Origin of the sequence: Kitasatospora sp. NBC_00315 (assembly GCF_041435095.1) — a bacterium.
Lineage (GTDB): Bacteria > Actinomycetota > Actinomycetes > Streptomycetales > Streptomycetaceae > Kitasatospora.
The window spans coordinates 618,130-638,764 of record NZ_CP108025.1; the positions used below are offsets into that span (position 1 = coordinate 618,130).

At 74.4% G+C, this 20,635-nt stretch carries 15 protein-coding genes; 8 read left to right on the top strand and 7 right to left on the bottom strand.

Going from position 1 to position 20,635, the window contains the following annotated elements; genetic code table 11:
• Positions 1-376: 376 nt before the first annotated feature.
• The 4 genes from OG823_RS02630 to OG823_RS02645 all read left to right on the top strand — a co-directional run bounded on the left by OG823_RS02630 (position 377) and on the right by OG823_RS02645 (position 8,149).
• Positions 377-3,175, top strand: a complete 2,799-nt coding sequence (locus OG823_RS02630) for a PKD domain-containing protein (RefSeq protein WP_371477095.1) — start codon at positions 377-379, stop codon at positions 3,173-3,175.
• Between the two features lie 487 nt (positions 3,176-3,662).
• Positions 3,663-5,072, top strand: a complete 1,410-nt coding sequence (locus OG823_RS02635) for a sulfatase (protein WP_371477098.1) — start codon at positions 3,663-3,665, stop codon at positions 5,070-5,072.
• A gap of 102 nt (positions 5,073-5,174) precedes the next feature.
• Positions 5,175-6,176 (top strand): formylglycine-generating enzyme family protein, encoded by a 1,002-nt coding sequence (locus OG823_RS02640; RefSeq protein WP_371477099.1) that lies wholly within the window; start codon positions 5,175-5,177, stop codon positions 6,174-6,176.
• Between the two features lie 89 nt (positions 6,177-6,265).
• Positions 6,266-8,149 carry a protein kinase gene (locus tag OG823_RS02645; RefSeq protein ID WP_371477101.1) on the top strand — a complete coding sequence of 628 codons (1,884 nt, stop codon included), beginning with the start codon at positions 6,266-6,268 and terminating at the stop codon, positions 8,147-8,149.
• Between the two features lie 212 nt (positions 8,150-8,361).
• Here OG823_RS02645 and OG823_RS02650 read toward each other — a convergent pair whose 3' ends face one another.
• From OG823_RS02650 to OG823_RS02660, 3 genes are all read right to left on the bottom strand, one after another.
• Positions 8,362-8,628: a hypothetical protein gene (locus tag OG823_RS02650; protein WP_371477103.1), complete on the bottom strand. Its 267-nt coding sequence runs from the start codon at positions 8,626-8,628 to the stop codon at positions 8,362-8,364.
• Positions 8,625-9,203 carry a VanZ family protein gene (locus tag OG823_RS02655; protein ID WP_371477106.1) on the bottom strand — a complete coding sequence of 193 codons (579 nt, stop codon included), beginning with the start codon at positions 9,201-9,203 and terminating at the stop codon, positions 8,625-8,627. The genes OG823_RS02650 and OG823_RS02655 overlap by 4 nt, the downstream gene beginning before the upstream one ends.
• 319 nt (positions 9,204-9,522) lie before the next feature.
• The gene (locus tag OG823_RS02660; RefSeq protein ID WP_371477108.1) at positions 9,523-10,221 is read right to left on the bottom strand and encodes a DUF4232 domain-containing protein; all 699 of its coding nucleotides are present in this window, start codon (positions 10,219-10,221) and stop codon (positions 9,523-9,525) included.
• Between the two features lie 397 nt (positions 10,222-10,618).
• Here OG823_RS02660 and OG823_RS02665 point away from each other — a divergent pair, with 397 nt between their 5' ends.
• Entirely contained in the window at positions 10,619-10,957 is a 339-nt protein-coding gene (locus OG823_RS02665; RefSeq protein WP_371477110.1) for a DUF1232 domain-containing protein, read from the top strand.
• Between the two features lie 246 nt (positions 10,958-11,203).
• A complete protein-coding gene (locus OG823_RS02670) occupies positions 11,204-12,844 on the top strand; it encodes an FAD-dependent monooxygenase (protein ID WP_371477113.1) in 1,641 nt (546 codons plus the stop codon).
• An 87-nt stretch (positions 12,845-12,931) separates the two neighbouring features.
• On the opposite strand, the gene OG823_RS02675 is transcribed toward OG823_RS02670, so the two are convergent.
• Positions 12,932-13,243 (bottom strand): hypothetical protein, encoded by a 312-nt coding sequence (locus OG823_RS02675; RefSeq protein ID WP_371477114.1) that lies wholly within the window; start codon positions 13,241-13,243, stop codon positions 12,932-12,934.
• Between the two features lie 286 nt (positions 13,244-13,529).
• Between OG823_RS02675 and OG823_RS02680 the strand changes: the two genes are divergently transcribed.
• On the top strand, positions 13,530-15,560 hold the full coding sequence (locus OG823_RS02680; protein ID WP_371477117.1) for a hypothetical protein: 2,031 nt from the start codon (positions 13,530-13,532) through the stop codon (positions 15,558-15,560).
• Between the two features lie 38 nt (positions 15,561-15,598).
• Here the strand turns inward: OG823_RS02680 and OG823_RS02685 are convergent, their stop codons facing one another.
• Positions 15,599-16,339 (bottom strand): class I SAM-dependent methyltransferase, encoded by a 741-nt coding sequence (locus OG823_RS02685; protein WP_371477119.1) that lies wholly within the window; start codon positions 16,337-16,339, stop codon positions 15,599-15,601.
• A gap of 150 nt (positions 16,340-16,489) precedes the next feature.
• A complete protein-coding gene (locus OG823_RS02690; protein ID WP_371477122.1) occupies positions 16,490-17,704 on the bottom strand; it encodes a C40 family peptidase in 1,215 nt (404 codons plus the stop codon).
• Between the two features lie 422 nt (positions 17,705-18,126).
• Between OG823_RS02690 and OG823_RS02695 the strand changes: the two genes are divergently transcribed.
• Positions 18,127-18,885 carry a methyltransferase domain-containing protein gene (locus tag OG823_RS02695; RefSeq protein WP_371477125.1) on the top strand — a complete coding sequence of 253 codons (759 nt, stop codon included), beginning with the start codon at positions 18,127-18,129 and terminating at the stop codon, positions 18,883-18,885.
• Between the two features lie 145 nt (positions 18,886-19,030).
• Here OG823_RS02695 and OG823_RS02700 read toward each other — a convergent pair whose 3' ends face one another.
• On the bottom strand, positions 19,031-20,578 hold the full coding sequence (locus OG823_RS02700; protein ID WP_371477127.1) for a VWA domain-containing protein: 1,548 nt from the start codon (positions 20,576-20,578) through the stop codon (positions 19,031-19,033).
• Between the last annotated feature and the right edge of the window lie 57 nt (positions 20,579-20,635).

Consider the following 20,635-nt stretch of genomic DNA (forward strand, 5'->3'; position numbering starts at 1 on the left):
CATCATCTGAACACGTTCATGTTGACCTTGAGACTGAATAGCCCCAGCTCAGATGGCATCTGACGGACCAAAGCCCACAAAATTATGAGATGACAGGTGGTGGTTTCGCGCAGAGGATGTCTGCAGTCGCCTGTGGATCGCCTCCACCGGCACGCAGCCTTCACGTGTCCAGGGGGGACCAGGTGGATCGGCGTCATCGCGCGTGCGTCATGAGCGTCACCGTCGGCATGCCGGGGACCGCCCCGCCGACTCACTGACCGGACCGCCGCCGCCGTTCCTGCGGGACCGGACGAGCCGCGCCGGTCCGCGCGCCCGGACCACCGGCCGCACAGCGGACACATGGGGAACACACCACCAATCAGGGGAGAGCACCACCGTGCGCGCACGCCACACCGTCGGGCTGGCCACCGCCGGCCTGATCACCGCCCTCGGACTGCCGGCGCCCGTCGCAGCAGCCGAGGTGACGATCCTCCACGTCAACAACACCGTGGGGGGTACCTGCTCGGACTCCGGACCGGGCAGCGAAGCGACGCCGTTCTGCTCGATCGGCCGGGCGGCCGAGCTCGTCGAAGCCGGACAGACCGTCCAGGTCGAGGGGGACCGCGGCTACGACGAGAACGTGACGCTCACCCACTCCGGCACCCCGGACAAACCGATCACCTTCCGCGGCGCCATGGCTCCCGGCAACAGCGACACCGCCTGGCTCGCCGGTGACGACACGACGACCGGCCGGCCGACGGTCACCCTGACCGGCGTCCACGACGTCGCGATCCAGCGCCTCGGCGTCGTCAACGGCGTCGCCGTCACGAACTCCAGCCGGGTCACCCTGGAGGACGTCAAGTCCTTCGCCTCCAACGTGCCGTCCTTCGACGTGAACGGCGGCAGCGGGGTCACCATCCGGCGCAGCTGGATCTACCCGGGTTCCACGTCCGGCGTGCTGATCCACGGCGGCGCCGACGGAACCGTCGTCAGCCACAACCAGGTGAGCCCCGGCCGGACCGTGTCGATCGAGGCGGCCGACGCCACCCGTACCGCCGTCGTCAACAACACCGTGCAGCGCGGCTGCGGACCGGCCATCGCCCTCACCGGCGCCGCCACCGACAGCACGGTCGTCAACAACGTGCTCGCCGCGCAGACGGCGGACCGGCTCCCCGACTGGGCCTGCGCCGCCGGCTCGTCGGCCACCGAGATCTCGGTGGCGGCGGCGGCCCTGCCCGGCACCCGTACCGACTACAACGCGCTGATCCCGAACGCGGGCGCCACCGCGTACTCCTGGAACGGCGCGGCCTACCAGGATCTCGCCGCCTTCCGGGCCGCGACCGGTCAGGGCGCCCACGACCTGCTGCTGCCTCCGGCCACCACCTACATCATCGCGGAGGGGTCGCCTCTGATCGACTCCGCCGATGCCACCGCGCCGGGCGCGCTCGCCACGGACCAGGCCGGCCGCCCGGCCGCCGACGACCCGAACGTCCCCAACACCGGTACCGGCATCGGCTACCTGGACCGCGGGGCCACCGAGCTCCAGGACAAGCTCTCCGGCGTCACGCTGACGGTCGACCGGCCCTGGGCCCCGATCGGCACGACGGTCACGGCGACCGCCAAGGCGACCGACGACTGGCCGGCCGCGCTGACCTACCACTTCGACTTCGGCGACGGCACCGTGGTCGACACGGCGTCGCCCAGCGCCGGCCACGTCTACGCCACCGTCGGCGACCGCACCGTCAAGGTCACCGCGACCAACGGCGTCGGCACCGCGGTGAGCAGCCAGGACGTCGCGGTCAAGGCCACCCTGCCGGACCAGCTGGCGCCCGCCTTCACGGTCGCGGACGTCCTGCCCACCTCGACCGACCCGATCGGCCACACCCCGCCGCTCTCGGTCACGGTGGACACCGGCGCCACCGCCTCCTCCTGGCCGATCACCGCCTCGACGGTGGACTTCGGCGACGGCACCGGCGCCGTCACGGTGACCTACCCGGCCGGCACCGGCCACACCTACACCACGCCGGGCGACTACACGGTCAAGCTCACCGTGCGGGACGACCACGGCCACTCGGCCGTGAGCAGCAAGGTCTTCCGCGCCGCGTACGCCCCGTCGGGCTACCTGCCGACCGACGCGTACCGGGTGCTGGACACCCGGCAGGTCGGGAACGGCGGCGGCGCGGCGGGCGGCGTCGTCCAGACCGTGAAGATCCCGATCGGCCTGGCCCGCCCGGGAGCCGTGGTCTCCGGGTCCATCGCCTCGGTGGTGCTCAACCTGACCGCGACCGGGGCCACCGAGGACACCCACCTCACCGTCTGGCCCGCCGGCCAGCCGCGCCCGGCCACCTCCAACCTCAACATCGCCGCCGGGAGGACGACAGCCAACCTGGTCACCGTCCCGCTGGGCGCCGGTGAGTCCGTCAACGTCGTGGTCAACTCCGGCCGGGCGCAGGTCGTGCTCGACGTCGTCGGCTACTACCAGCCCAACGTCGGCGACCGGTTCACCACCGGCACGCCCACCCGCCTGCTCGACACCCGTACCGGCACCAGGCTCGGCGCCGACGAGACCCGCCGGGTGAAGGTCGCCGGGGTCAACGGCGTCCCGGCCAACGCCACCGCGGTCACGGTCAACCTGACCTCCACGGACGCGACGGCCGACACCTTCTTCACGCTCTGGTCGGGCGACCGGGCCCGCCCGGTCAGCACCAGTCTCAACCCGACGCCGCGCCAGGACCGTTCGAACCAGGTGATCGTGCCGATCGGAGCCGACGGCACCATCAGCCTGTACAACCACGAGGGTTCGGCGCAGGCCGTCGTGGACGTCTTCGGCTGGTACGCCCCGGACGGCCAGAGCCTCTACACCCCCGTCAGCCCGCTGCGCCTGGGTGACACCCGGACGGGATCGGGCGGCAAGCCCGGCGCGGACAGCACCACCGTGTTCGGCGGCGTCCCGGCCGGCGCGACGGCGGCCGTCCTCAACGTCACCGCGGTGGAGCCCACCGACAGCAGCTACCTCACGGTGTTCGCCCACGGCTCCGCGCGACCTGTGACCAGCAACCTCAACGTGCAGCCCGGCGTCACCGTGGCCAACCAGGTGACCACCCCGGTCGGCCCGGACGGAAGGTTCGACGTCTACAACCACGCGGGCAGTACGCACCTCGCGGCGGACCTGCTGGGCTACTTCAGCAAGCCCTGACCGTAACCCGCCCCACCGACGGGCCCGCTGGTTCATCCGAACCGGCGGGCCCGTCGCGTGTCCGCCGGCCGCGGGGCCCGGACACTCCGGGCGGGTCTGGGCGATTCTGAGCCGACTTGTTCATGTCACACCGCAACAGCCTTGTGAATTCGGCATGTTGAGTGACGGAAGCCGTTGTGCCGAGCCGCCGGCGGCCCCTACCTTCAGGGCCATGGCAGCAGGAGTGATCCTCTCCGCGCGGCTGCACGTCGACTTCGGACGGCTGCAGAGCGCGCTGTGTCCGGTCGGCCCGGCGTAACGCTCTCCCGTCCCCGGCGAGAGCCGCCACGGCCGTCCTCCGGCGATGCCCGTGGCCCTGACCGGCGTGCGCCGTCCACGCGCGCCCGGCCCGGCCGACGACCGCCGGCAGCACACCGCCCCACCCACGCGCCGTCTCGCCGACGGCGCGCTCCGCCCCATGCCCTCCGCCATGAAAGGGACTTCCCCGATGAGCCGGAACGATCAACCCCAGGTCGGACGCCGCGGTTTCCTGGCCGGCGCCGCCGCCGTGGCCGCCACCGCCGCCGTCCCCACCCTCACCGGCACGGCCGCCGCGGCCGCGCCCGCGACGGCGGCCGCCCGGCCGAACATCCTGGTCATCCTCACCGACGACCAGCCCAAGCAGACCGAGTGGGCCACCCCCAGGACGGTCGACTGGCTGGTCGGCCACGGGGTGCGGTTCACCAACGGCCACGTCGTCACGCCGCTCTGCGCTCCCTCCCGCTCCTCGATCTTCTCCGGCCGCCAAGCGCACAACCACGGTGTGCTGGACAACTCCAGCCCGTACAACCTGGACCAGAACACCACCGTGCAGCGGTACCTCAAGCAGGCGGGCTACCGTACCGGCCTGTTCGGCAAGTACCTCAACGCCTGGCACGCGGCGGACAACCCGCCGCACTTCGAGGAGTGGCTGCTGGAGGACCCGGTCGTCTACAACGACGGTGCCTACAACGACAACGGGACGGTCCGGACCATCCCCGGCTACAGCACCACGGTCATCAAGGACCGGGCCCTGTCCTTCCTCGACAAGGCCGCCACCGACCACCGGCCGTGGTTCGCGTTCATCGCGCCCAAGGCCTCGCACGAGCCCAACGTCCCGGACGCGAAGTACGCCGACACCGCCGTCCCGGCCTGGGACGGGCGGCCGTCCGTCACCGAGGCCGACCGGAGCGACAAGCCCCAGTACATCCAGGACGCCACCAGCACGCTCGCCGACGCGCGGGCCCTGCGCCGGCGGCAGCTGCGGACCCTCCTCTCGGTCGACGACGCCGTACAGGAGATCCACGACAAGCTGGTCTCACTCGGCCAGTTGGACAACACCCTGGTCATCTACCTCGGCGACAACGGCTACACCTGGGCCGACCACGGGTGGCTGAAGAAGTCGGTCCCCTACCGCCCCTCCATCGAGGTGCCGTTCTACCTCTCCTGGCCGGCCGGCGGCCTCGGGGCGGGCACCACCGACAACCGGGTCATCGCCAACATCGACATCGCGCCGACCATCCTGGACGCCGCCGGGATCACCCCGAACACCCCGCAGGACGGGCACTCGCTGCTGGGCGGCCAGAGCCGCGACCACCTGCTGGTCGAGTGGTGGAAGCACGGCACCGCCGCCGGGGGCCCGCACACCTGGTCCTCGTACGTCAGCACCACCGAGCAGTACACGGAGTACTACCAGATCCACACCGACGACGCCGGCAAGCCGGTCGGCACCGGTTCGGTGGTGTTCCGCGAGTACTACGACCTGGCCGAGGACCCGTACCAGCTCACCAACAAGCTCTACCAGGCGAGCGCCCAGGACGAGCGGGACCTGGGCATCCCGGCGCTGGCCGCCACCCTGGCGGCCGACCGCACCGCCTGACCCGCGTGTCCCGCCGGTCCCGGGCGCCACTCGCCCGGGACCGGCGGGGCCGCTGCGCCGCTCGCCCACCGCTGCGGCTCCACCTTCGACCGGGGGGCTCCGATGCCCGACTGCTGCGCACCCGACCACCAGACCTCCGGCGGCCACCGGGCCTCCGGCCCTCCGGGGCCGCCCCTGCTCACCCTCACCCGGCGGGCGGCCGCCCCGCCCGTGCCGCCGCCACCCGCTCCGGCCTCCGCCGCCGCGGAGCGGGCCGTCCGCCACCTGGTGGAGCTGCCGGGCGGCCCCTTCCTGATGGGCAGCGACGACCCGGCGGGCTTTCCCGCCGACGGGGAGGGTCCGGTCCGCGCGGTCGAGATCGGCCCCCTGCGCATCGCGCCCACCGCCGTCACCAACGCCGAGTTCGCCTCCTTCGTGAAGGAGACCGGCCACGTCACGGACGCCGAGCGGTACGGTTTCAGCTACGTCTTCGGCGGCTTCCTGCCGCCCGCGCTCCGCGCCGACTCCCCCACCGTGCCCGGCACCCCGTGGTGGCACGCCGTGGCCGGAGCCACCTGGCGCCACCCGCAGGGCCCCGGCTCCGACTTCACCGCCCGCCAGCAGCACCCGGTGGTCCACGTCTCCTGGAACGACGCCACGGCGTACTGCTCCTGGGCCGGCGCCCGCCTGCCCACCGAGGCCGAGTGGGAGTACGCCGCCCGTGGCGGGCCGACCGGGCTGCGCTACCCCTGGGGCGACGAACTCGCGCCCGGCGGAAAGGAGATGCTCAACATCTGGCAGGGCGACTTCCCCACCCGGCACACCGGGCGCCATCGCGGAACGGCGCCCGTGCGCTCGTACCGGCCGAACGGCTTCGGGCTCTACAACACGGTCGGCAACGTCTGGGAGTGGTGCGCGGACCGGTTCAGCGTCGACTTCCACCGCAGCGGCCCGCGTACCGACCCGACCGGGCCGCCCACCGGCGACGCCCGGGTGATGCGCGGCGGGTCCCACCTGTGCCACGACTCGTACTGCAACCGCTACCGGGTGGGCGCGCGCAGCTCGAACACACCGGACAGTTCGACCGGGAACATCGGCTTCCGGATCGCCGCGGACGCCGGCTGATCCGGCCACGGGCGGGCGGGCGCGGCCGGGACCGGCGCACGGGCGGACCGGCACGGCGAGCGTCGGTGGTCTCTTCTACGATGTCCGGCGTGAACACTGGAGCGCCGGACGCGCGGCTCGTCGACGGCCGATTCGAACTGCTGCAACGCCTGGGCGGCGGCGGGATGGGCCTGGTCTGGCGGGCGCGGGACAACGTCCTGCACCGCGAGGTCGCGCTCAAGGAGGTCCGGGCGCTCGACCCGGCGATGGCGGCGGCGGATCCGGACGCGGCGCGGGAGACCCGCGAGCGGGTGCTGCGCGAGGCCCGGGCGTGCGCCAGACTCCAGCACCCGAACGTCGCCGTCATCCACCACATCGTCGACAGTGCCGAACACCCGCACCCCTGGCTGGTCATGGAGTTGGTGACCGGCGGCAGCCTGGCCGACCGCCTGGCCCGGGGCCCGCTCACCGTGCCGGAGGCGGCCGGGATCGGCCGGGGCGTCCTCGCCGCGCTGCGGGCCGCCCACGGCGCCGGTATCCAGCACCGGGACGTCAAGCCCGCCAACGTCCTGCTGCGGCCCGACGGCACCCCGGTGCTCACCGACTTCGGTATCGCCGCCATGCACGACGCGACCGCCCTCACGGCCACCGGTGCGCTGATCGGCTCACCCGAGTACATCGCTCCCGAGCGGATCCGCGGCAACGAGGGCGACCCGGCCTCGGACCTGTGGTCGCTCGGAATGATGCTGTACGTCGCCCTCGAGGGCCACCACCCGCTGCGCCGGGGCACCTCGCTGGCGACGCTGGCCGCCGTACTGGACGAGCCGCTGCCACCGCCGGTGCGCTGCGGCGAGTTGGGGCCGCTGCTGTCCGCCCTGCTGACCCGCGACCCGTCGGCCCGGCCGGACGTCGACCGGATCGACCGCGCCCTGGCGGCCGCCGAGGCGACCGGTGGCCACATCGGCGGCCCACCGTCGGCACCGGCACCCTGGCCGCAGACGTTCCCCGACACCCCCCGGCCCGGACAGCTCCCCTCGGCGGAGCACACCCCCTGGCCCGGACAGAACGCCTGGCCCGGACAGCCCTCCTCGGCCGGGCAGAACTCATGGCCCGGACAGCCCTCCTCGGCGGAACACACCCCCTGGCCCGGACAGGCCGGCCCCGGCGGCGTCCCGGCCGGCCTGGTCACCTCGCCCGCCGACCGGACCACCCGGCTCGGCCGGCCCCTGCCCGCCGGGGCGTCCCCCTCGACGTGGCCGGCCACGCCCGGGCGGCCGGCCGCCATGGGCCGGGCCCCGCGCTCGACCATCCGGCGCATCACGCCCCCCGCGCTGTCGGCGGCCGCGCTCGCCGTCACCGGTGTGGTGATCTGGACGCTCGTCCCCTTCGGCAACGCGGGTGGCGGGGCCGCGGCGCAGAACGGTGCCACCGGCCCCGCGAGCAGTTCCCGGTCCTCCGGCCCGGCCGGCGCCCCGCCTGCCTCGCAGTCCGCCGCGCAGTCCGCCCCGGCGCCGACCGCCGCCGGGAGCAACACGCCGCCCGCCGCCGCCGCCGAGAACCTGCTCACCCCGGCCGGTCTGCGGACCGTGATCGAGGCGATGCGCCCGTCGCTCTCCGACGGCCGGGTCACGGAGCTCACCGTCTACCCGGAGTACGCCAGCGCGCAGGCCCCTACCCCGGCCGATCCCTCGCTCTTCGACGAACTCGACTACCGCGACGGGAAGGTGACCCGCACCCCCGGCGGCACGATGAGCTCCGACGACGAGACCTCGGATCTGCGCAGCTTCGACTGGGACGCCCTCCCGGCCCTGCTCAAGACCGCGCAGGCCACCCTGAACGTGCCCGATCCGACGAGCCGCTACCTGATCATCGGCCCGGACATGTTCGACGGGAAACCGACCATCCGGGTGTACCTCTCCAACGCCTACGGCAGCGGCTTCCTCTGGGCGGACGCCAAGGGCTCCGTGAAGCGGTCCCATCCACGCGGATCCTGACGGCCCGCCGGCGGGGGCCGCGCGCCGCCCGCCGATCCCACCTCCCCGCCGACCCCACCTCCCCGCAGACGTCTGCCGTCCGCCGTCCGCCCCCCGGACATGACGCCGCCCACCTCCCGGGAGGCTCCCGGGAGGTGGGGTCGGCGGTGCGACGGTCGCGTGCGGATCGCTGCCCGCGGATCTCCGCCCGCCGTGGCGGGCCACCGGGCCCGCTACTCGACGCTCCGTCGGGCGATGACGTTGCCGATCACCGCGTACACGACGGCCGGGATGCCGTAGTCCAGCACCACCTGGAGGGTGTGGCCGGAGACCGAGAACAGCCCCCGCGACCAGGCGGAGAGCCAGTCGGCCGCCGAGTGGATCCAGCTGACCAGGGTGTTCCCCTGATTGGCGTCGAACAGGTCGAGCAGGATCCAGACGATCAGAATGCCTGCGACGACGTGGGCCAGTGATCTGATGACGGTGTTCGTTGCTCTCATGGCTTCCGCTTTGCCGGGATCGGCTCCGGCAAACGCTCCATTCGATGCCAACTCCGCGTGCCCTCAGTTGATTTGGAGCCACCGACGGGCGCAGTCGAGCGGCGGGTGACCGTCCGCGCCAGTCGGCGCCCGAGGAGCAGGTAGCCGAGCAGCGCGCCGGTCGTGTTGAGGATCACGTCGTCGATGTCGAAGGCCCGCCCGGTGATGAGGGCGCCCTGGACCAGTTCGACCAGCAGCATCACCGCCGCCGTCCGGATCAGCACCCGGAACAGCCCCCGGGCCCTCGGCCAGAGGACCGGCAGCAGCACCCCGAACGGCACGCCGAGCAGGACGTTTCCACCCACCTGCCGCGCCGCGTCCAGCGTGGTGGCGTGCAGGAAGTAGTGGCGCAGCGAGTCTCCGGGGCGCAGGTTGCTGTGCACCTGCCCCACCGCGCCCGGCACCGGCACCAGGGTGATGCGCGCCAGCGCCACGGCGAACGCGACCATGCCCACGAAGGCCGCCAGCAGCACGAGGAGCTTGACCGCCGTCCTGCGCCAGGACCGCCGTACCGGGGCCGGCTCCGGTCCTTCCACGCCGCCCGGCGGCCCGCCTTCGAGTACCGGCCCCCCTCGTCGGCGGAACCCCCCGGTGAGGGCTTGCCGCCGTTCCGTCCAGGATCGTCTCCCGCTGTCCGCCCCGATGATCCGCTCCGCCATCGCGCCCCTCCGACGTCCGCACTCCGTGATCCGGCCGCCTACCCGCACTGCGGGCGTCCACGCCGCCGCCGGCCGCCCGATCCCCCGGCCGGGCACGGTGGCTGCACCGGGCCGCCGTCCGCCCGGCTCGGGGTCACCCGGGCCGCCGTCCGCCCGGCTCGGGGTCACCCTGCTCGGGGTCACCTCGGGCGGCGCCTCACCCCTGGACGGGGCCGACCGTCAGCGCGTGGACGGTCGGGCCCGCGCAGTGTTCGGTGTCCCAGGGCAGGAAGAGCGCGGCCTTCTCGCCGGGCGGGTAGACGCGCAGCCCCTTGGCCGGGGTGAGCATGCACTCCTCGGGCGGATACCCGCCGACGCCGTTGCTGTCGTGAAGTGCGGCCTTGGCGGTGCCCCGCGGCCCGAGCGTGACGGTGGGAGCCGGCGTACCGGTGGTGCGGACGGCGGCGTTACCGGACTGGACGCCGTCCGCGACCACGTACGACACGCCGGGATACCCGGTCAGGGTGCAGGCGGCGGCGGAGACGTTGGTGAAGACCAGCTCCGCGTAGTACTGCCCGGCGCCGACGCCCGGGTCGGCCTGGGCCACCGTGAGCTGGTCGCTGCGGCAGGACGCCACCGCGCCGCCCGCCGCGGGCGGCCGGGAGGAGGCGCCCGGGGCGGGCGTCCGGGCCGACTCCGAGGCCGACCCGGACGCCGTCGGTGCCGAGGACGGCCCGGGCGAGGACGGCTGCCCGGGCGACGGGGGTGAGGAGGCGGCCGACGGCGCGGCCACCGAGGCGGACGGTGCCCCGCCCGCCCCCGCCGGGGAGCCGCTCCCCGAGGAGCAGCCCGCTGCCAGCAGGGCGAGGGCCAGCAACGCGACGGAGGCGGCCGGGCGGGCGGACGGGACAGGCATGGCTGGCCTCCTCGACGGACGGACGGGCGGTGCCCCCGGGACCGGCACGGTGCGCCCGGACCACGGGCCCGCTCGGCGGTCCGGCAGGTGGCCCGGCGGCGGGTGCACACCTCGTCTACCCGGCCGCCGGGCGGACGAATCGGCGGCCGGCCGGCGATCGGACGCGGAGGGGCGACGATCGGACGCGGACGGGCGACGGCGGAGCACCGCCCGGGCCCCCGGGCAGGGGCGACCGGCCACCACCAGCGACCGTCCACCCGCGACCGGCCGAGAACGGCGCGGCCCCGGTGCGGGCTTCGGGACGTGCGAGAGTTGACGGAACCGCCTTCCGCGCACGGTATGCCGAAAGCGGGGCAGGCTCCGGGAGGAACCAGCGGATCGGGCGAGAGGTGGACCGGTGGACGGCAAGGGGATGTTCTGGCTGGTGGCCGGCGGGGTGGTGATCGCGGCCACCATCGCCGTCGCGGTCGTCCTGGTGGTGAAGCTCGTACGCGTGCGGCGGGTGCTCGGGTCCACCGGCATCCCGATGTCGAACAAGGTCCTGTTCTGGTCGTCGATCGTCTATCTGGTCAGCCCGGTCGACCTGCTGCCGGATCCCGTCCTGCTGGACGACATCGCCTTCCTGCTGGTCGCCCTGCGCTCGCTGAACAAGGCCGCGCTCCGGGCGGGCGTCCTGGGCGCCGGCCGCCGGCAGGCCGGCCAGGGGGACGGGCTGCCCGCCCGGCCGACCCGGTAGCGGACCGGACGACCCCGGCGGCGGACGCGAGCGGGTGCCCGGCACAGCACGGGGCTCCGACGCAGCCGGCGGCGCTCGGGGCGCGGGTGACGAAGCCGCAGACGCAAGCGCAGGCGCAAGCGCAAGCGCAAGCGCAAGCGCAAGGGGTGCGAAGTCCGGCCGGGCCGGCCTCGCAGGCGCGCGCCCACCACGCGGTGCAGACTGGCGAGGAGGGTCCGTCACCGTCCCGACGCACGGGAGGCCGTCATGGCCGATGCCGATACCGAGACCGATGTGCTGGTGGTGGGCGGGGGCCCGGTGGGCCTGACCGCCGCGGGTGAGCTGCGCCGCCGGGGTGTGCGGTGCCGCGTCGTCGACAGGCTGGCCGCCCCGATGCCGTACGCCAAGGCCGTGGGCGTCCAGCCCCGCACCCTGGAGATCTGGGACGCGATGGGGCTGGCCCGCCGGGTGCTCGACGAGGCCGTGCCGATGCGGGGCCAGCTGATGTTCGTCGACGGGCGGCAGACCGCCCGGATCACGATGGACTTACCGCCCGACATCCCGTACGGCTTCGCAGCCCTGCCGCAGTACACCACCGAACGGCTGCTGGCCGATTACCTCGCCCGCTACGGGACCGCCGTCGAGCGCGGGACGGAGCTGCTCTCCTTCGAGCAGGATCCGGCCGGTGTGGACGCCGTCCTCGCCACGGCCGCCGGACGGCGCACCGTGCGGGCCCGCTACCTGCTCGGCTGCGACGGCGCCCACAGCACCGTGCGCCGGGGCGCCGGGCTGGGCTTCGAGGGGGGTGCCTTCACCGAGCAGTACATGCTGGGTGACGTGGAGGTGGACTGGGACATGCCGGCCGGGTTCGGCATCCGCTCGGTGCACCTCGACGCCGAGGGCCGGATCGACGACGTGCTGGTCTGCATCCCGCTGCCCGGTCACGGCCGCTACCGGATGAGCATGCTCGTCCCGCCGGAGTTCACCGCGCCGACCGGCGGGCCGGAGAGCGAGCACGGTCTCCAGGACGGCGGCGGTCCGCGACTGCCGGACATCCAGGCGGTGCTCGACCGCCTCGCACCGCAGGCCACCACGGCCTCCGCGCTCCGCTGGTCGTCGGTGTTCCGGATCAGCCACCGACTCGCCGACCGCTACCGCGCAGGCCGGGTCTTCGTCGCCGGCGACGCCGCCCACATCCACCCGCCCACCGGCGCCCAGGGCATGAACACCGGGATCCAGGACGCCTACAACCTGGCGTGGAAGCTCGCGCTGGTCCTGCGCGGGCACGCCGGTGAGGCCCTGCTCGACAGCTACCACGCCGAGCGCCACCCCGTGGGCCAGGAGGTGGTCGGGCGGACGGTCCGGCACGCCCGGGACGGGTTCGAGGCCGAGCCGGCCGACCCCACCACCATGATGCTGCGCGAGGCTCAGCTCCTGGTCGGCTACCGGGACGGCCCGCTGACCGGCCCGGCTCCGGGTGGTCCCGGTCCTGCACCCGGTGACCGCGCACCGGACTGCGGCGGCCTGCACCGGGACATCGCCGCCTACCCACTACGCCTGTTCGACCTGCTCAGGAGCCCCGCGCACACCCTGCTGCTGTACGCCGGCCACGACACCCGTCCCGAGGAACTCCGCGATCGCGCGGCGGCGGCCCGCGGCGCCGCGGACGGACTGCTGGACGCGTACGCCGTCCTCGCCCCGGGTGCGCACCCGGGCGGCCTCGGCGTGCCGGTCGTCCGCGACAGCGAGGACGCGTTCCGCGACGCCTACGCCGCCCGGGCCGGGGAGGCGATCGTGATCCGCCCCGACGGATATCTCAGCGGGCGCTTCACGGCCGCCGACCCCGACGAACCGGCCGCCCACCTCCGGCGGATCTTCACCGCGCCCGGTGGAGCCGTCCGGCCCTGACGGCCCGCCCGGGGCTCCCGCCGTCGGATCGTCCGGCCGTCGGATCGTCCCGCCATCGGATCGACCGACTGTCGGATCCACGGGCCGTCAGATCGTCCCGCCGGCCGCCGGGCCCGGGGCGAGCGCCGGGGCCGCCCCCGGGCGCTCCAATCGCAGCCGCAGCGCCAGGGCGGGCTCCGACGCCTGCCGCTCCCAGTGGACCTCCGCGACCGTGTACGCGGGCCCGTCGGCCAGCCAGTCGGCGGCGGCCCTGAACAGGACGGCGGGGTCGGCGCCCGCCAGGATCAGGGTGCCGTCGTCCTCCACCGCGACCCACAGATCCACATGGTGGTTCACGAATGCGCCTGCCCGCGTGCGAAGCTCCTCCGCCACGGACATGTCTTCCAAATCGGTGATCATCCGGCCTCCTCGATAGCGTCCGAACAGCGACTACCGTGCGTATGCCCCGGTCACTGCGCGTCCATCCCTGCTTCGGGAGCGATCTTTCGGGAACCCCGCCTGCCGCGGTCCGGCGCCGCCCGGACGGTTCCGGCGGACGGGCGACGGACGGGCGACGGACGGGCGACGGACAGCGGACGGGCGACGCCCGCCGGACCGCGCCGCGGCCGGGGGCGCCGCTCCGGCGGCCGGCCGGGGCGTCTAGCCTCGTCGCGGTACGGTCGGAGTGGATCACCGGGGAGGAACCATGCAGCACGCGGAGTGCGGCGACGGGCGGTTGGCGGCGGAGGGCGAAGTGGCGGTGGCCCGGCTGGCCATCGACGGCGGAGATCTCCCGCACGCGGCGGACCACCTGGCCGACGCGATGGCGAGCGCACCACAACTTCCGGAGCTGCACGAGGCGTTGGCCGAGTTCTGTGCCCGGGCGGGCGGCCCGGCGGCGGCACTGGAGTTCTTCCCGCTGGACGGCGAGGTGTACCTCGGGACGCTGGCCTGCGCGGCGCATCTGCGGGCCGCGGCGGGCGAATGGTCCCACGCGGTGGGGCTGCTGGCCTCGGCGATCCGCTTCGCACCGGCCCTGCCCTGGGCCCAGGCTGCCTGGCTGACCCGTGAGGACCTTCCGGAGCTGCTGTCGCCGGACGACGTGGCGCAGGCCGTGGCCCGGGCGTCGGGCGGGCTCCCCGATCCGGTGGCCGAGGAGTCGCGGTCGGCGCTGCTCCCGTTCGAGGCGTTCGTCCGGGCCGTGGTGGCCCGCCACCCCGGGCATCCGATGCTCCTGGCGCTGGCGTCCGGGCTGACCAGACGACTCGGCGACACGGCGCGCGCGGTGGAGCTGGCCGAGCGCGCGTACCGGATCGCCCCCGAGCACATGTCCGCCGTCCTGCTCGGCTGCGCGCTGCGGGCGGACGGGCGCCCGCAGGAGGCTCTCGCGGTCTGGGAGAAGGAGGTGGCCCGCGATCCCGGCGACGGCTACCTGGCGGTGGACATCGCCGAGCTCCATGCCGCCACCGGGCGCCCCGACCTGGGCCTGCCCTGGCTGGAACGGGTGCTCGCGAAGACGCCGGAGCACCCCAAGGCCGGCCCGGCGCTGCACGCGCTGCGTCACGCGCTGGGCGGCGGCACCGCCCACCTGCTCGGGCTGACGGACCATCTGCGGGCCGAACCCGAGCACGAGTACGCGGCCGAGTTGCTGAACCGCCTCAGCCACCGGGAGGACTGGCTCGGCGCGGTACCCGGCGCGACCGAGGCGACCGTGAACGTCCTGCACCGGTTCCTGGCCTCACCGGGCTCGGACCGCTCCAGCCGGATCGACTTCGCGGCCTCCGTGCTGGAGCCGCCGAGTTCGCAGCTGGCCGTCCAGCTCGCCTTCCCCGAGGCCCGGGTGGCCTACGGCGCGGTGCCCGAGCCGGACCCGCGGCTGCCGGTCCGGGAGGTCGGCGTACGGGTCTGGCGGTACGAGGGCAGCGATCCGCGGCCGGCCGTCCCGGCGCCCTCGGCGCGGGCGGCGGAGCTGGTCCGGGAGACCGCGAAGATCGTCTGGCCCTCCCTCCCCGCGGCGTACGACCACGCGGTACGGCTGTCCGGGCTCTCCCCGGAGGACCTGCTCGGGGTGCTCGTCCACCCGCCGCTGCCGCGCGAGGACGAGTTGGGGCGGGCCCTGCTCGCCCACCAGCCGGAACTGTGGGTTCGGGCCGTCCAGTCCTTCGCCTGCCTCGGCATCGCCCACCACCGCACCGACCAGCCGTGGCCGGAGTCGGATCGGCGGCGGATCCTGGTGGACCTGCTCCTCGGCCCGGAGGACTGGGTGGCGGAGGCCGCGGGCTTCGCGCTGGTCGCACTGGCGTGGGTGCACCCGGAGGACCGCGAGGACATCGGGCAGCGGCTGCTGGAGCGGCTGCTGGCGGTGGCGGAGGCCTTCCGGCGGCGTGAGGTGAGCATCCTGCGGTCCGTCTGCACGCTGGTGCTGGCCTGCCCCTGGCTGGACGCCTCCGCCCTGGATCTGGCGAGGGGCCTGATCGCGGCCCGCGAGCGGGAGCTCGCCGAGCAGGCGTCCGCGCAGGAGCAGCAGGCCGGACCACGGGAGACGGCCGAACACGCCGGGTCGAGGCCGGCGGACGACGCCGCCCGGCCCGGCGGCGCGGCCGATCCGGCGGGAGCGGCCGGCGCGACAGCGGCCGGCGCGACAGCGGGCGGCACGACAGCGGGCGGCACGACAGCGGGCGGCGGCGTGGCCGACGCTCGTCCGGCCCTGCTGCGGCGGCTGTTCCGGCGGGGCTGAGCCCGGCCTCCGGGAACGGCCGGGCGGGCGGGGCGCGGTCAGGCCAGCACGAGCAGGTCCAGCCAGGACATCACCGGCTCCTGCGGCGCGACCGCCGCCTCGGCCCGCAGCCGGGCCATGCCGTCCTCGAACTCCTGGTCGGGGATGGCGCGCAGCTTGCTGTCCGTCTCACGACTGATCCCCTCCGCGAACTGCCGCAGGCTCGGCGCCGCCCGGTGCGGCACGGCCTGCAGCGCGACCCTGGCGAAACCGGCCCGGGCGAAGGCGGCGCACACCTGGTCGACCGTCCGGTACCCGTCGATGACGCGCGCCGTCCCGGGGAAGTACCGCACTCGCAGATCCCGTTCGCAGCGACCGGGGAAGGCGTTGCGGATCAGCACCGGTGCCCCGGGCCGCAGGGCCCGGCGCAGCTCGGCGACGGCCGCGTCGAGATCCGGCACGTGATGCAGCACCGACCCGAGCCACGCCGCGTCCGCACTCGCGTCCGGGACGGGGAGTTCGCCGGCGTGGCCGTCCAGGACCTCGATGGCCGGGCCGGCCGGGATCGCCGCCCGCATCCCCCTCGCCGGCTCGACCGCGACCACCCGGGTGCCGAACCACCGGTGGAAGGCCACCGCGAACATGCCGGTGCCCGCTCCGACGTCCAGCACCGTGGTGTCCGGGCCGAGTTCGGCGTGCGCGGCGACGGCCTCGCGCCAGTGCGCGAGGCCGTCCAGCGGAATCTCACGGGCCCTGCGGTACGCCTCGGCGCCCGCGCTGTCGTAGCCGATCTCCGCCACGCTCTCCCTCGTCCTCCGGCCGTGGGGCCGCCCTCGCGGTCGTCGTGGGCGGCCCGTCTGGCCAGGAGGATAGCGAAAGCGGGACGGGCGTACCCGGTGGGTGGCCGTCCGTCTCGGATGCCGGTCGGGCGCGCCCGCGGTCCGTCCCTCTCAGCAGTCGGGGATGGTGGTGCCGTTGTTGTCCTTCGCCACGTCGTTGCCCCACCGCGACAGATAGAACGCCGACACCCACTGCCCACCCGGACCGACGTCCGGATCGGTCTTCAACCACCAGTGGTTGAAACTCGACCCACTGGAGACCTCCCGCCCCCACGCCTTGCAGAACACGTAGTCGGTGCCCTGGTACAGCGTCCCCGTACTGGTCGTACTGCTCGGGGACGCGTAGACCGGGGCGTTGGCGAAGGTGTCCACCCAGTAGCGGCCGGTGGCCGGCGGCTGTCCGCCGCCCGCACAGTCGGGGACGGTGGTGCCGTTGTTGTCCTTGGCCACGTCGTTGCCCCACCGCGACAGATAGAACGCCGACACCCACTGCCCACCCGGACCGACGTCCGGATCGGTCTTCAACCACCAGTGGTTGAAACTCGACCCACTGGAGACCTCCCGCCCCCACGCCTTGCAGAACACGTAATTGGTGCCCTGGTACAGCGTCCCCGTACTGGTCGTACTGCTCGGGGAGCCGTAGACCGGGGCGTTGGCGAAGGTGTCCACCCAGTACTGGCCCGCGGTCGGCGGCGGTGTGGTGGAACCGCCGCCGGGGCCGTACAGGCGGATGGCACCGTAGTAGTCGCCGTGCGAGGAGAGCGCCGCGACCTGCACGTGACCGCCGGAGTAGGGCGCCTCGGCGATGTAGCCCTGTCCGAGGTAGAGGGCGACGTGATGGATGGTGGAGGGGGTGTTGCCGAAGAACACCAGGTCGCCGGGGAGCAGCGGGGCCGTCCCGTCCCCCCGGTAGTAGCGGGCGACGGCCCGCGCGGAGGGCCACTGGGTGGTGGTCACCCCGTTGATCACGTCGGAGCCGACGGCCAGGTAGTAGGCGTAGCGGACCATGCCGGAGCAGTCCAGGCCCCGGACGTGGCAGTCGTTGGGCGCGCCGTTGGAGGCGTCGCAGATCCCGTACGAGAGGCCCGGGTTCGCGCCGTGGCCGCCGCCCCAGGAGTACGGCGTGCCGATCAGCCCGCAGGCTGCGTTCACGGCCGCGTCGGCCTGCGGCGCGGCGCCCGAGGAGAGCACCGCACAGGCCGGGGCGGCGTGTGCCTTCGGGGCTCCGGAGAAGAAGACGACGAGGGAGGCCAGCATCGCCAGCAGTGCGGCGTACCGCAGCACCTGCGCGGCCCGGCGGGGTAAGAAGTCGACGCGCGTAGTCATGAGGGCGTCCTAGGCTCTTGTGCCGTAAGTGGCAGTGGAGGGGCAGGAGTTGATGGCGGCCATTCAAGCACTGCGAGGCTCCGGCCGGTAGGCCCGGACGGCACATTCGCGGCGACGTTCCGGCGCCGCCGAGCGGGGCACCCGGACCGGCCGGGGACACGCCGGCGCCGTCCCGTCGGCCACGGCGGAGCCGTCCCGTCGACCGCGGCGGTCCGGGCACGGCGGTGCGGCCACGGCTGTCCGGCCACGGCTGGTCCGGGCACGGCGGTGCGGCCACGGCGGTGCGGCCACGGCTGTCCGGGCACGGCGGTACGGGCACGGCGGTACGGGCACGGCGGTACGGATATGGCTGGACGCCCGGCGGACACTCGGCCCGTGGGACCTCCCGTGGATCACGTCGACCGCCCTGCGAGAATGACCCGATGGCCGCCGCTCCCGTCACCTCCGGAACACCTGTCAGCCCGGGGACGACCGTCGGCCCCGGCACGGCCCGCACCGTTGCTCCGCCGACGCCGCCTCGACTGCTTCCCGACGCAGAGTTGGAACGGTCCGACGTGGTGGCCAACAGCACCATGAACCGGGGTCGCGGCCTCACCGGCGTCAACAGCTATGCGCGCGAGCTGGGTTTCGACCCGGTCGTCCACCTGCTGGCCGGCCCGGGCCCGGCGCACTGGCTCGACCTGTGCAGCGGGGAGGGCCACGCCCTGCGCGCCGCGGCGCGCCTGCTGCCGGACAACGCCGTGCTGACCGGGGTCGACCTGGTCGGGCCACTCACCCCCCGGCCGCTGCCGCCGACCCTGGACCTGGTCACCGCCTCCGCCGCGTCCTGGCGCCCCACTCTCTCGTACGACCTGATCACCTGCGTCCACGGGCTGCACTATCTCGGGGACAAGCTGGCGCTGCTCGCCCGCGCCGCCGGGTGGCTGACCGCCGACGGCCTGATGGTGGCCGACCTCGACCCGGCCTTCCTTCGCCTCGCCGACGGATCGCCCGGTGCCCGACCGGTCCTGGCCGCCCTGCGCGCGGCCGGATTCGCGTACCACCCGCGGCGGCACCGGCTGACGCTCCAGGGGCGGCGGGAGGTCCGGCTTCCGTTCGACTACCTGGGCGCGGACGACGCAGCGGGCCCCAACTGCACCGGCCAACCGGCCGTCGCCTCGTACTACCGTCCGCGGGGGTGAGGCGGTCGCGGGCGCCGGCCGTCGCCCGGTTGCGGGCGGGGCCCGTCGAACCGAGCGCCGACCGCCGTCCGCTCGTCCGGAGCGGGCCCGGCGGGGGCGGGGACCACCACCCGGTACGGCGCGGCCCCGAAGGAACGGAAGGCGCTCAGCGCACGATGCCGAGCCCTCGGGCGGCGGTCAGCCAGGTCGGGAACTCACCGAGCAGCCGGTCGTAGAGTTCGGCGTCGGAGATCGCGCTGATGTCGTCGACGGCGAAGAAGCCGACGTTGTCCACCCGCCGTCCCGTCATGGTGTCGAGGCGCTCCAGCACGCCGTAGTCGGCCCGCCCCATGCCGACGAACTGCCAGAACACGGGCTCCTCGGTCGCCTCGCGCAGCTCCCGCTCGATCTCCTCGTTGCGGTGGATCCCGCCGTCGGAGAAGAACAGGACCAGGGTCGGCACCGGCGCGGGGTTGCCCCGCACGAAGGCCCGGACCTCGGCGATGACCTTCTGCTCGTCGTTGAGCATCCCCACCGCGCGCATGTCCACCTGGCCGGGCCGGTGCCCCTTCGGCGGCTTCTTCCTGCCGAACAGGCTGATCGCGCCCACCCGGACGTGGAGGGAGATCCATTCGGGCAGATCGCCCAGCCGCAGGTCGGGCAGGCGGGCCGGGTTGGTCGCGAACGTCCAGGCCTGGAGTTCTCCGTCGTCGTCGAGCACGGCGGCGACCGCGGCCATCCGCTCGACGACGTCGCCCACGACCCCCCGCGCGTACAGCGCGGCCATCGAGCCGGAGGCGTCCAGCACCAGGACCACCCGGGCGCGGACCTGTTCGGCGCCGTGCTTGCGCAGGCTCAGGGCGACCTGCTGCTTGCGCAGCGAGAGGCGCTTGCGCATGTCGACGGGCAGCCGTTCCTCGCCCGCCACGGGTCTCGGCGCGTTCGGCGCAGGCGCCCCGGCCGTCGGGGAGAGCGCCGAGGCCGGGGAGGGCGGCCAGGGCGGGGAGGGCGCCGAAGGCGGGGACGCCGGGGAGGGCTGCGCCAGTACCGGAGCCGGCCCGGGCGACGGCGCGGCCGTGGGCGACGGGGCCGACGACGACGCAGGCGCCGGGGCGCCGGCCCCGTCCTCGTCGACGCTGATGCCGAAGTCGGTGGCCAGGCCGGCCAGGCCGGCCGCGTACCCCTGGCCGACCGCGCGGAACTTCCACCGGCCGCCGTGCCGGTACAGCTCTCCTCCGATCAGAGCCGTCTCGGTGGTGGCCAGGATGGCGAACCGAGCCACCTCGACTCCGGTCGCGCGGTCCACCAGCCGCAGTTCCAGCCCCGTCAGGCCGCCGAAGGTGCCGCCGTCCGCCGAGGCGCAGAGCAGCACCCGCTCGACGGCGGGCTCCAGCGCTTCGAGATCGACCTCGACGGTGTCCGTCACGACGGCCGCCGCGCCGCCCGGCGTGGGACGTCCACCCGTCGGCCGTCCACCGGTGGGCGGCTCTGCGACCGTCCGCTTTCCGACGTGCCGGACGGCTCCGGAGGCATGCCGCGGCTGGTTGTAGAAGACGAAGTCGCCGTCGTCCCGTACCTTGCCGCGGGCCGTCAGCAGCAGCGCCGAGGCGTCCGCGTCCGGACCGCCGCCCACCGCCCGCCAGGACAGCTCGACCCGCAGGTCCGGCACGTCGATCGGCAGGTTGCCGCCCTTGGTCATGGTCACTGCTGTCATGCCATCAGTGTGCCCAGGAACCGGTGCCGTCGCGCGTTCGCCGAGCCGTGTCCTCGC